Annotated in this window: 12 protein-coding genes and 1 other annotated feature; of the genes, 5 read left to right on the top strand and 7 right to left on the bottom strand. The window is 57.9% G+C overall.

Features of this window, described 5'->3' with window-relative positions:
- The first annotated feature begins 288 nt into the window (after positions 1-288).
- The 4 genes from ACPT9Q_RS02250 to ACPT9Q_RS02235 are packed head-to-tail and all read left to right on the top strand — an operon-like array spanning position 289 to position 2914.
- Positions 289-531: a Veg family protein gene (locus tag ACPT9Q_RS02250; RefSeq protein ID WP_017873214.1), complete on the top strand. Its 243-nt coding sequence runs from the start codon at positions 289-291 to the stop codon at positions 529-531.
- A gap of 14 nt (positions 532-545) precedes the next feature.
- A complete protein-coding gene (locus tag ACPT9Q_RS02245; protein ID WP_427366113.1) occupies positions 546-1229 on the top strand; it encodes an endonuclease V in 684 nt (227 codons plus the stop codon).
- Positions 1226-1543 carry an ACT domain-containing protein gene (locus ACPT9Q_RS02240; protein WP_017873212.1) on the top strand — a complete coding sequence of 106 codons (318 nt, stop codon included), beginning with the start codon at positions 1226-1228 and terminating at the stop codon, positions 1541-1543. The genes ACPT9Q_RS02245 and ACPT9Q_RS02240 overlap by 4 nt, the downstream gene beginning before the upstream one ends.
- Before the next feature lie 9 nt (positions 1544-1552).
- Positions 1553-2914 carry a PFL family protein gene (locus ACPT9Q_RS02235; protein ID WP_427366112.1) on the top strand — a complete coding sequence of 454 codons (1362 nt, stop codon included), beginning with the start codon at positions 1553-1555 and terminating at the stop codon, positions 2912-2914.
- Here ACPT9Q_RS02235 and ACPT9Q_RS02230 read toward each other — a convergent pair.
- Genes ACPT9Q_RS02230 through ilvD form a run of 7 tightly spaced genes read right to left on the bottom strand, consistent with a single transcriptional unit; the run spans position 2911 to position 11087 of the window.
- Complete coding sequence (locus tag ACPT9Q_RS02230) at positions 2911-3405, bottom strand: 3-isopropylmalate dehydratase small subunit (RefSeq protein ID WP_427366111.1); 495 nt, start codon at positions 3403-3405, stop codon at positions 2911-2913. The two genes, ACPT9Q_RS02235 and ACPT9Q_RS02230, sit on opposite strands and share 4 nt — an antisense overlap.
- Positions 3406-3415: 10 nt before the next feature.
- A complete protein-coding gene (gene leuC, locus ACPT9Q_RS02225) occupies positions 3416-4678 on the bottom strand; it encodes a 3-isopropylmalate dehydratase large subunit (protein WP_427366110.1) in 1263 nt (420 codons plus the stop codon).
- Positions 4679-4684: 6 nt separating this feature from the next.
- Entirely contained in the window at positions 4685-6229 is a 1545-nt protein-coding gene (locus ACPT9Q_RS02220; protein ID WP_427366109.1) for a 2-isopropylmalate synthase, read from the bottom strand.
- A 2-nt stretch (positions 6230-6231) separates the two neighbouring features.
- Positions 6232-7230: a ketol-acid reductoisomerase gene (ilvC, locus tag ACPT9Q_RS02215; protein ID WP_017873208.1), complete on the bottom strand. Its 999-nt coding sequence runs from the start codon at positions 7228-7230 to the stop codon at positions 6232-6234.
- 14 nt (positions 7231-7244) lie between these two features.
- Positions 7245-7730, bottom strand: coding sequence for an acetolactate synthase small subunit (gene ilvN / locus ACPT9Q_RS02210; RefSeq protein ID WP_017873207.1), 486 nt, complete (start codon positions 7728-7730; stop codon positions 7245-7247).
- A gap of 13 nt (positions 7731-7743) precedes the next feature.
- On the bottom strand, positions 7744-9414 hold the full coding sequence (ilvB, locus tag ACPT9Q_RS02205) for a biosynthetic-type acetolactate synthase large subunit (RefSeq protein ID WP_427366108.1): 1671 nt from the start codon (positions 9412-9414) through the stop codon (positions 7744-7746).
- A 17-nt stretch (positions 9415-9431) separates the two neighbouring features.
- The gene (ilvD, locus tag ACPT9Q_RS02200; protein ID WP_017873205.1) at positions 9432-11087 is read right to left on the bottom strand and encodes a dihydroxy-acid dehydratase; all 1656 of its coding nucleotides are present in this window, start codon (positions 11085-11087) and stop codon (positions 9432-9434) included.
- Between the two features lie 44 nt (positions 11088-11131).
- Positions 11132-11342: a binding site (T-box leader), on the bottom strand.
- A gap of 54 nt (positions 11343-11396) precedes the next feature.
- Between ilvD and ACPT9Q_RS02195 the strand changes: the two genes are divergently transcribed.
- Positions 11397-12053 carry a diphthine--ammonia ligase gene (locus ACPT9Q_RS02195; protein WP_427366107.1) on the top strand — a complete coding sequence of 219 codons (657 nt, stop codon included), beginning with the start codon at positions 11397-11399 and terminating at the stop codon, positions 12051-12053.
- The last annotated feature ends 5 nt before the right edge of the window (positions 12054-12058 follow it).

The raw sequence follows: 12058 nt of genomic DNA, 5'->3' as shown, positions 1-12058 counted from the left end.
TCAGCCTTAGCAGCTGAAGCGTAATAGCGGAAACTTCCCCCTCCCTTTCATTCCCAAGAAACCCTGGTGAAGATGTCGTCAAACCGGGGATAGGTCAGTCTGGGCCTGACGAGATGAATGTACAGTCCGGATTTTCCTCTCTGGAAGTGCGTGGTTGTGTGTTGGTTCCTTTTGAAGTTGTGGGGGCAGTGGCATTCCGGAGGTCGAAGGGAAGCCGTCGCTATCTTTTCGTGATTTCGTTTGCTTTTTCTGGAGAAATAGTATATAATACCAAAAAATGCGGCGGGAATGATGCTTTTGACCGTCCAGAATCTCCAGGAAATCAAAGAGTGGATTGGCTCTCTCGTCGGCCGAGAAGCCATTGTAGAGGTCAACAAAGGGCGCAAAAAGACCGTTGTTCGCAAAGGCGTCATTGAGGGAATTTACCCCTTCTTCTTTGTCCTCCGGGTGGATGTCGATGGTACCGCTCAGCGCATGGCCTTCAACTACGTCGACATCCTCACCAAAACCGTAGAGCTTGAAATCCTGTAATCCTCTACCCCTCCATGGAGAGGCAATACCCTCATCCTTTTGAGGTGACGCTTGAGGAGGCCCTGCGCATCCAGGAAGATATCCGGCAAAAGGTTTCCCTCGAGTTTCCCTTGAAAGACGAGGCCGTGACGCTCCTTGCAGGGGTTGACGTTGCCTATAACGCCCTTGGGCAGGCAGTGGCGGTTGTTGTGGTCCTGCGGTGGCCTTCTCTTGAGGTGGTCGAAGTGACCTCAGGAGTGCATAAGCCCTCTTTCCCCTATGTTCCAGGTTTTCTCTCCTTCCGGGAGGGTCCGGCGATTGAAGAGGCTTTCCGACGTCTTTCCGTTGTGCCGCACCTTTTCTTTTTCGATGGCCAGGGTATCGCCCATCCCCGGGGAGTGGGGATTGCCAGCCACCTGGGGGTCCTCTTTGGTCTTGTCTCTATTGGGGTAGCCAAAAAGCCCCTCGTGGGGCATTTTCAGGAGCCTGGGGAGAAGCGGGGTTCCTTCACCTTTGTCGAATACCGGGGAAGGCGTGTTGGCGTTGCCCTGCGAACGAAGGACCGCACCCAGCCCGTATTCGTCTCTCCGGGAAACCGGATAGACTTAGAGAGAGCCCGGGAATGGGCCCTGAAGACGGCAAGGGGGTTTCGTCTTCCTGAGCCCGTGCGTTTAGCCCATATCTTCAGCGAACGGCTCAAAGGAGGAAAAAAACAGTGACCGAAGTGGATCTCTGGGCCTCTGAAAACGAACCGTCCACCGAGCACAGGGTGGTCATTACTGTTGTGGGGAAGGACCGTATCGGGATTATCGCTGCCATCACGTCCTGTCTTGCTGAACACAGTGTCAACATCGAGGACATCACCCAGAAGATTCTCGGAGAGTACTTCACCATGATTCTTGTGGGTGATATTTCCCGCTGTCCGGTCTCGCTTTCAGAGCTTCGGGAGAGACTGATCCGGCGGGGCGAGGAGGTGGGGGTCAAGGTGTACCTGCAGCATGCGAGCATCTTCCGGGCGATGCACCGCATTTAGGGGGACGCCATGCTTTTCGACCGCGCTGAGATCCTTGAGACCCTGCGGATGCTTGAGATTGAGAACCTCGATGTACGGACGGTGACCCTGGGGATTTCGATTCTTGATTGCCGGGGGAAGGACTTTGAGGAAACGGTACAGCGGGTGGTTGCCAAAATTCGCCGGTACGCCGCTTCTTTAAACGCCGTGGCCGATGAGGTCTCGACCAAGTACGGCATCCCCATCGTGAACCGCCGGGTGGCTATCTCTCCGGTGGCTTTGCTCCTTACCGGGGAAGAGGGAGAGGGTGTGCTGGATTTTGCGAAGGCCCTGGATGACCTTGCCCGGGAGCTTGCTATCGACTTCATCGGTGGATTCTCGGCCCTGGTCCACAAGGGGGCTACAAAAGGCGATGTCCTCCTCATGGAGAGCTTGCCCTCTGTGCTTTCGAGGACCGAACGTATCTGCGCCTCGGTGAATGTGGCATCAAGCCGCACGGGGATGAATGTTGATGCCATCCTCACCATGGCACAGGTCGTGAAGGAAACGGCAGAGTGCACGAAAGACCGGGATGGTATCGGGTGTGCAAAACTCGTGGTCTTTGCCAACGCCCCGGAGGACAACCCCTTCATGGCGGGAGCGTTCCACGGCGTGGGGGAGGGGGAAGCGGTGGTGAACGTCGGAGTGAGTGGTCCGGGTGTGGTGAAGGAGGTCGTGCGCCGTCACCCTGGGGCGGATCTGGGGACTCTCGCGGAGTTCATTAAGCGAACCGCCTTCAAGATTACCCGGGTGGGGGAGCTCATCGGGAGAGAGGTTGCCGGGAAACTCGGGGTGGCCTTTGGCATTGTGGACCTGTCGCTGGCACCAACGCCCAGGGTTGGGGACAGCGTCGCCGAGATTTTGGAGGAAATGGGGCTTGAGCGATGTGGGGCGTGGGGGTCAACGCTTGCTCTGGCCCTGCTCACCGATGCCTGCAAAAAGGGTGGTGCCATGGCCTCCTCATCCGTTGGAGGCCTGAGCGGAGCGTTCATTCCGGTGAGTGAGGACGCAAGGATGAGTGAAGCAGTGGCGGTGGGAGCTTTATCGCTGGAGAAACTCGAGGCCATGACCAGTGTGTCCTCTGTGGGCCTTGATATGATTGCCATTCCTGGCGACACTCCCTGGGAGACCATCGCCTGCATCATGGCTGACGAAATCGCCATCGGGGTGATCAACCACAAGACCGTTGGCGTTCGCCTCATCCCGGTGCCCGGAAAGAGCGCAGGGGAGAGAGCTTGCTTTGGAGGGCTTCTCGGGGAGGCGACCATTATCCCCGTCAACCCCTATCAGGGTGCGCGGTTGATCCTCCGGGGTGGTCGCGTCCCCGCACCCCTGACGAGTCTTCGCAATTAGCCCTTGACCCTTTTTTCCACGAGGTTCATGAGCCCTCCGGCAGCAATGATTTCCTGGAGGAAGGGCGGGAATGGTCGAGCCCAGAAAATCTCCCCTGTGGTTTCGTTACGGATTTCCCCCCGGGCAAGATCAATGGAGACCATGTCTCCCTCTCGAATCCCCCTTGCCGCTTCTTCGGACTCAAGGATGGGAAGGCCGATGTTGATGGCGTTCCGGAAGAAAATCCGGGCAAACGAAGCGGCCACAACGGCAGAGACCCCGCACCCCTTGAGGGCCAGGGGGGCGTGTTCCCGGGAGGAACCGCAGCCGAAGTTTTTCCCGGCTACCAGAATGGTCGCTCCGGGGGTAATGCGTTGAGGAAAGTGGGGATCCAGGCCTTCCATGCAGTGCTTGCCGAGTTCTTTCGGGTCGGTACTCGTGAGGTACCGGGCCGGGATGATGACGTCGGTGTCCACATTGTCTCCAAAAACCACTGCTTTTCCGCGAATCATGGGCCTCACCTCAGAGTCTCTCCGGGGAAGTAATGTACCCCGCAACAGCGGAGCTTGCCGCAATGTAGGGGTTGACAAGGTACACCTCGCTCGTCTCATGTCCCATCCGGCCAATGAAGTTCCGGTTTGTGGTTGAGGCGCAGCGTTCTCCTGAGGCCAGAACGCCGAGGTGCCCCCCAAGGCATGGGCCGCAGGAAGGCGGGGCAATGACTGCGCCGGCCTCAAGGAAGATTTTGATGAGTCCCTCTTCTTCCGCCTGCCTCAGGACTTTGGGGCTTCCGGGAAAGACGAGAAGCCGCACGCCTTTTCGGACCTTCCGCCCTCGCAGGACTGAGGCCGCCATACGCAGGTCCTCGATGCGACCGTTGGTGCAGGACCCGATGACCACCTGGTCGATTTCGATTCTCGGAATGGCGTACACCGAGCGGGTATTGGAGGGAAGGTGAGGAAAGGCCACCTGGGGCTCGATAGAAGAGACATCGATGGTGTACATTTCCTTCCACTCGGCATCGGGATCGGAGGAAAAGAGCCTCGGGGTACGGGAAGTTCCTGTGGCGCGAACGTAGGCGAGGGTGGTATCGTCCGGGGCGATGATACCGTTTTTGGCTCCTGCCTCTATAGCCATATTGGCCATGGTGAAACGTTCGTCCATGGAAAGGGACTGGATTACCGGTCCCTCGAACTCCATGGCACAGTACCGGGCACCGTCGACCCCAATCTGGCCGATGATGAAGAGAATCAGGTCCTTCCCGGTGACAAAGGGTCGCCGTTCTCCTGAGAGGACGAACTTCAACGACTCTGGAACCCGGAGCCAGGTCTTCCCCAGAACCCAGGAGGCGGCAAGGTCGGTACTCCCCATGCCCGTGGCGAAGGCTCCCAGAGCCCCATAGGTGCAGGTGTGGGAGTCGGCACCGATGACGAGATCCCCGGGGACCACAAGGCCGAGTTCGGGCAAGAGCACATGTTCTATCCCGACCTCTCCTCCCTCAAAGAAGTGGCGAATGCCGTGTTTTTTCGCGAATTCCCGCATGAGCTTGACGTTTTCCGCTGAAGAGATGTCTCGGGCGGGAGTGTTGTGGTCCGCAACGAGGACGATTTTCTCGGGGTCCGCAATGGTTGCTATCCCCCGCTTTTCGAGTTCTTTGATGCTCAGGGGAGCGGTGATGTCGTTGGCGAGCATCACGTCCACCGTGACTTCGACGAGCTCCCCAGGAACCACCCTGTCCTTTCCCGCGTGGGCGGCGATGATTTTTTCGGTGATGGTCATCCCCATGGTCCATCAGCTCTCCCCATAGTCCTTTTGAGGGTTGAGTTTTCGCTTCCTCTGGGCCATCCGGTTGATGGCCGAAAGATACGCCATGACGCTTGCCACCACCACGTCCTGGCTCGAACCTCGTCCGATGTACTCCTCATCCCCATCGAGGATGCGCACGATGACCTCGCCAAGTGCTTCGGTCCCTCCGGTGATGGACTGGAGGGTGTAGTTCACAAGGTTTGAGGAAATACCGAGCATCTTGCTGATAGCCTTGTAGGCGGCATCCACCGGACCAACCCCTGTGGCAACTCCCTCGAGCACCTCTTTCCCGTCCTTTACAAGACGTACGGTGGCAGTGGGCAGGATATTGTTCCCACAGCACACGTGCACGAAATCCAGGTGGTAGATTTCCTCAGGTTTTGCTACCTCTTCAGAGACGATGGCCTTGAGGTCGTCCTCGGTGATTTCTTTCTTCTGGTCAGCGAGTTGCTTGAAGCGCTGGAATGCCTGGTTGAGCTCCTCTTCAGAGAGTTTATACCCGAGCTCCTCAATCTTTTTGGCAAAGGCATGGCGCCCCGAGTGTTTCCCAAGGACCAGCACCCGGTCCTCCCGGCCGATGAGCTTGGCATCCATGATTTCGTAGGTGAGTTTTTCTTTAAGTACTCCATCCTGGTGGATTCCGGACTCGTGGGCGAAGGCATTCTGACCCACAATGGCCTTGTTAGGCTGGACAAGCATTCCCGTGCGCTGGCTCACGAGGCGACTCGTGCGGTAGATTTCCTGGAAGTTGAGGTTCGTCTCGGCCTGGAAGAAGTCCCGGCGGACGTACAGGCTCATGGCAATCTCTTCTAAGGCAGCGTTCCCTGCCCGCTCACCAATGCCGTTTACGGTGCACTCCACCTGTCCGGCGCCGGCAAGGATAGCAGCAAGGGAATTGGCGGTGGCAAGACCAAGGTCGTTGTGGCAGTGCACGCTCAGGACGACCTTTTCAATACCCCTGGTGTTTTCTAAGAGGTATTTAATGAGCTCCTGCATTTCAAAAGGTGTGATGTACCCAACCGTATCGGGGACGTTGATGATGGTGGCACCTGCCTCAATGACCGCTGCGTAGACCCGGCTCAGGTACTCCCAGTCTGAGCGAGTGGCGTCTTCGGCAGAAAACTCCACATCGGCAACGTACTTTTTCGCCCTTTTCACCGCCCATACTGCCTGTTCCAGGGCCTCCTCCCGGGAAAGGCGGAGTTTGTGTCGCAGGTGGATGTCTGAGGTGGCGATGAAGGTGTGGATGATGGGGTGCTCGGCATTTTTCAGGCACTCCCAGGCAATGTCAATGTCCTTGTCCTTGGCCCGGGCCAGGGCGCAGACGGCCCGGCCCTTCACGTTGTCCGCAACGAGTTTCACCCCTTCGGCGTCTCCCGGGGAGGCAATGGGGAAGCCCGCTTCGATGACGTCGACGTTTAAGCGGGCAAGCTGCAGAGCAATCTCCAGTTTTTCCTGGGCGTTCAGGGCAACCCCTGGAGATTGCTCGCCGTCTCTTAACGTTGTATCGAACACGCGGATACGCTGCACTATCATCCCTCCTTCTTCAGCCAGGGCATCATGTTCCTTAAGGTCTTGCCGACCTTTTCGATGAGGTGCTCGGCGTCCTTCTGGCGGAGCGCATGGTACACCGGGCGGTTCGCCTGGTTCTCAAGAATCCACTCCCGGGCAAAGGTTCCATCCTGGATTTCGGCGAGAATCTTTTTCATCTCCGCCTTCACCTGGTCGTTGATGATTCGTGGTCCCCGGGTGAGGTCACCGTATTCGGCGGTGTCGCTGATGACCTGGCGCATGTGCATGAGGCCACCCTCGTACACGAGGTCCACGATGAGCTTCATCTCATGGAGGCACTCAAAGTACGCCACCTCCGGCTGGTAACCTGCCTCAACCAGGGTCTCAAAACCGGCCTTGATGAGGGCGGTGAGACCACCGCAGAGCACGGCCTGCTCTCCGAAAAGATCCGTTTCCGTTTCCTCGGCAAAGGTGGTTTCAAGAACCCCCGCTCTTGTAGCGCCAATACCCTTGGCGTAGGCCAGGGCGATGTCCTTGGCCTGGCCTGTAGCGTCCTGGTACACGGCCACAAGGGAAGGCACCCCTTTCCCCTCAAGGTACATCCGCCGCACAAGGTCTCCGGGACCCTTCGGAGCCACCATGATGACATCGACATCTGCGGGGGGGATAATCTGGTGGTAGTGGATGTTGAATCCGTGGGAGAACATGAGGGCCTTGCCTTTCGTGAGGTGAGGAGCAATGGATTCCCGGTAAATTGCTGGCTGGTGCTGGTCAGGAGCAAGCATCTGGATGATGTCGCCTTTTTCTGCCGCCTCTTTAGCGCTCACGGGTTCAAACCCTGCGTTTTTCGCCCTCTCAAAACCGGGGGTTCCGGGGAGCTCTGCAACGATGACGTTGAGACCACTGTCCCGCAGATTCTGTGCCTGGGCACTTCCCTGGCTCCCGAAACCAATGATGGCGATGACCTTCCCCTTCAGGATGTCGAGGTTAGCGTCCTGGTCGTAGTACATTTTCGCCATGGTCCATCCTCCTTTTATAGGGATTGACTGCCCCGTGCCAGGGCTATCCGCCCTGTACGGGTCATCTCAATGATACCGTACTTTCGCAGAAGTTGCTCTAAGGCATCGATTTTATCCGGAGTCCCGGTGACCTCCACAATGAGGCTCTCCTCGTCGACGTCGACGATGCGGGCCCGAAAGATTTCCGCAGTCTGAGCGATTTCTCCCCGCAGGTTCGAGGGAGCATGGACCTTGATGAGAGCCAGTTCCCGGTCGACCACCGGGGTGTTGGCAAAATCACTGACCTTAATGACCTCGATGAGCTTGTAGAGTTGCTTGGTAATCTGCTCCAGGACATGCTCGTTTCCGGTGACAACGAGAGTGATCCGGGAAATGCTGGGATCCTGGGTTGGCCCAACCGCAAGACTCTCGATGTTGTAGCCCCGCCGGGCAAAAAGCGACGCTACCCGGGCCAGGACCCGGGGTTTATTCTCCACAAGGACCGCAATGATGTGTTCCACACTGTCACCTCCTTTACTCAAGGATCATCTCGTCCAGGGATTTTCCAGGAGGCACAAAGGGGAGGACGTTTTCTTCCTCCTCAATGTGGCAGTCCACAAGAACCGGTCGATCCTGCGCCTTCAGGGCTTCATCGATGGCCCGGTCAAGCTCGTCTTTTGTGGTGACCGAAATGCCCACTGCTCCGAAGGCCTGGGCAACCCGGGCGATATCTGGGTTCACGAGACGTGTACAGGAGTACCGTCCCCGGTAAAGACACCCCTGCCACTGGCGGACCATGCCGAGGAACTCATTGTTCATCACGAAGATTTTGATGGGGAGGCAGTAGTTCACGGCAGTCACGAGTTCCTGGATCTTCATAAAAATGCTCCCATCGCCGCTAATGAGGATGACGGTCTTGTCGGGGTTACCCACCTGGGCTCCGATAGAAGCCGGCAGTCCATACCCCATGGTCCCAAGTCCCCCAGAACTCGCCCAGGTTCGGGGCTTCTCCCGAGGGTATTTCTGTGCCGCCCACATCTGGTGCTGACCGACGTCGGTCACGACAATCGTGTCGAGGTGCTTCGTTTTCTCGTAGATTCGCTCAATGACATGGTGGGGGAGGAGCTTCTCGCTTTGCCGATACTTTGGAGTGTACTCCTTTTTCCATTGCTCGATCTCCTCGCGCCATTCAGGGTGGGTCATGGGCTCAAGGCGCTTCACGATTTCAGCGAGGACCATCCGGGCATCACCCACAATGGGGATATGGGGTTTCACGTTTTTGCCGATTTCTGCTGGGTCGATGTCGATGTGGATGATTCTGGCGTGGGGAGCAAAGGTATCGAGTTTCCCCGTTACCCGGTCGTCAAAACGGGCTCCGACGGCGATGAGGAGATCGCAGCGCATAACTGCCTTGTTGGCCCAGTACGTTCCGTGCATGCCAAGCATTCCCAAAGACAGGGGATGGCTTTCGGGGAAAGCCCCCTTCCCCATGAGCGTATGCACCACAGGGATATCGGCTTTGGTGGCGAGTTCAAAAAGGACCTCAGAGGCTCCTGAGGCAATAACCCCTCCACCGACGTAGAGGAGGGGGCGTTTTGCCTCCCCGATGGCTTCGGCGGCGAGTTTGATTTGTTTGGCGTGGCCCTTGTAGGTTGGCCGGTACCCCGGGATTTTGATTTTCTCGGGGTAGACGAGCTCAATCATCTTCTGCTGCACATCCCGGGGAAGGTCCACAAGCACCGGTCCCGGGCGGCCGGAAGAGGCGATGTAGAATGCCTCCCGGATCACGTAGGGGAGGTCTTCAGCCCTGGTGACGAGGAAATTGTGCTTCGTGATGGGCATGGTGATGCCGGTGGTGTCGGCCTCCTGGAAAGAGTCCTTGCCAATGAGGTGGGTGAAAACCTGCCCGGTGAGAGCCACAATGGGGATGGAATCCATGTAGGCTGTGGCAAGACCTGTCACGAGATTCGTGGCCCCTGGGCCGGAAGTAGCGATGCACACCCCCACCTTTCCCGTGGTCCTGGCGTATCCGTCGGCAGCGTGGGCTGCCCCCTGCTCGTGTCGCACGAGGATATGGCGGATCTCGGGAGTATCAAAGAGGGCATCGTAAATGTCAAGGACTGCCCCACCAGGGTACCCGAAGATGAACTCCACGCCCTCTTTCTTTAAGAGTTCCACAAGAACCTGGGCGCCTTTCATGCGCACTGCCACCCACCTCCTTTTCAGGACATGCTTGCGCCAAGGGATGCGGAGGAGGCGAGTTTCGCAAAACGGGCCAAAATCCCTCGCTCGTAGCGGGGTTTTGGTGGAACAAAGGCCCTTTTGCGTTGCTCAAGCTCTTCCGCGCTCACCAGAAGCTCAATCCTTCGGTTGGGGATGTCAATGAGGATTTCGTCCCCATCCCGGACGAGGGCGATTGGTCCCCCCACGAAGGCTTCGGGCGCTACGTGCCCAACACATGGCCCCCGGGTGCCACCCGAGAATCTCCCATCGGTCACCAGGGCCACGTCTTTAGCCAGCCCCATACCCACAATGCTTGACGTTGGGGCAAGCATCTCCCGCATGCCTGGACCTCCCCGGGGGCCCTCAAAGCGGATCACCACGACCGAACCTTTGGTGATTTTCCCCGAGGTAATGGCCTCCATGGCTTCCTCTTCGCTGTTGAAGCACACCGCTTTCCCCCGGAACACGCGCACGCTCTCGTCAACCGCCGCCTGTTTCACCACCGCTCCTTCCGGGGCAAGGGACCCAAAGAGCACCGCGATGCCACCTTCGCGGTTGTAGGGGTTGTCAAGGGGTCGAATTACCGAACGGTCCACAAAGTCCACGGATCTCTGGATTTCTCGAATGGTTTTTCCCGAGACCGTCCGGGCATCTTCGAGGAGGTCTCCCAAGGTGGCTAAAAGGGCAGGAATACCCCCGGCGAACTCCAGGTCCTCCATGAAGAGGTCTCCTGCCGGCTCAAGGAGCACAAGGTGGGGGATTTCCCGGGAAAGCTCGTCGAACGTCCTGAGAGAAATGCTCTCAAGCCCAAGTTCCCGGGCAAGAGCGAGAAGATGCAACACAGTGTTGGTCGACCCCCCAAGGGCCAGGTCCACACGGATGGCATTCCGGAGGGCTCTTTCGGTGAGGATGCTCCGGGCATTCCATCCTTCTCTGACAAGCTCCACGATGCGCTTGCCACTTTCGTAGGCAATACGCCGCTTTTTCGCCGATACCGCAAGAGCCGTTCCGCACCCTGGGAGGCTCATGCCCATGGTCTCCACAAGGCACGCCATGGTGTTCGCGGTGTACAGTCCCTGGCAGGACCCTCCCCCGGGACAGGCTTCTTCTTCGAGAGCAAAGAGTTCGGCCTCACCGATATCGCCTTTCCGGTACCGTCCCACCGCCTCGAAGGTATCCCGCACAAACGCTAAGCGTCGTCCCCGGTAGCGTCCGGAGAGCATGGGGCCGGCGGTGACGAAAATGGCCGGGATGTCAAGGCGGGCTGCGGCAAGGAGCATTCCCGGAGTGATTTTGTCACAGTTTGTGAGGAGGACAACGCCGTCAAGGGCATGGGCCTCGACGACCGATTCGATGGCGTCGGCAATGATGTCCCGGCTGGGCAGAGAAAAGCGCATTCCCTCATGTCCCATGGCAATACCGTCGCAGATTGCCGGGACTCCAAAGACAAAGGGAGTTCCTCCTCCGGCTTCCACTCCCCGTTCGATGAAGCGTTCCAGTTCCCGCATGTGGATGTGTCCGGGAACAAGGTCTGAGAAGGCGCTGGCGATGCCAATGAGCGGTCTTCTCAAGCCTTCCCGGGTGATGCCTGTAGCAAAGAAGAGTGAACGGTGTGGACAGCGGTCAACGCCTTCGGTGACTCTTGTGCTTCGCATGGTATTCCTCCTTTCTGTCCTTTCGAACAAAAAACCCTCGCCCCGAAAGGGGCGAGGGTTATCCCCGCGGTACCACCCTTTTTACCCGCAAAAGCGGGTCACTTTTTCCTCGTAACGGGAGGTTTCCGGGCCGCCTACTACCTTCAGCAAGCCGCTCAAGAGGCGAGCTTCGGTGTCGCTTTGGACCTGCTTCCACCTTCCCGCAGGCTCTCTGGACCGCCGCGAGCACCTACTGTTCCCCTTCGTCGCTTTCCCTTTTTCTGGTGTTGTGAGAGAATATAGCACACGGGAACTCGTTTTGCAACGGGGGTGGGAATTTTGGCGCCACGGGCCTTTGTCTCCTTTAGCGGTGGGAAGGACTCGCACCTGAGCCTCTGGAAGGCAAAAGAAGTAGGCCTTGACGTTGTGATGCTCCTCTCCATGCTCAGGGAGGATGGCGAAAGATCTGCGTCCCATCGTATTCCTGCGGCAATCCTGCGCCGCCAGAGCGAGGCAATGGGCATTCCCATTCTCCTTCGTCCCACGTCCTGGGCAGCGTACGAGGAGAACTTCCTTGCTTGTCTTTTTGCGTTGAAGGAGAGAGGAATCACCTTTGGGGTTTTTGGGGATATCGATGTTATGGAGCACCGGGAGTGGGTGGAGCGGGTTTGTCAAAAGGCTGGTGTTATCCCTTTTTTGCCCCTTTGGGGGAAGGACCACAAAGAGGTTGCCCTTGAGGTGGGACGTGTGGGTTTTGAGGCGTACGTCATCGTGGTGAAGGACGGTTCAGTGCCCCAGGATTTCCTCGGAAGAAGGTACGACGAGGGTCTTGTTGCCGAACTCCTTGCCCTGGGTATTGACCCCTGTGGGGAGGGAGGGGAATTCCACACCCTGGTGGTTTCCGGTCCCCCGTACCGGCATCGCCTTCCGTATACCTTTGGAAACCCCCAGTTTGATGGGAAGTGCCATTACCTTGAGGTCTGGTGATGCAC

This window comes from Candidatus Caldatribacterium saccharofermentans (assembly GCF_050267035.1).
GTDB classification, from domain to species: domain Bacteria; phylum Atribacterota; class Atribacteria; order Atribacterales; family Caldatribacteriaceae; genus Caldatribacterium; species Caldatribacterium saccharofermentans.
Note: the sequence above shows the minus strand (reverse complement) of the source record. Positions and strands in the feature narration are given on the sequence as shown.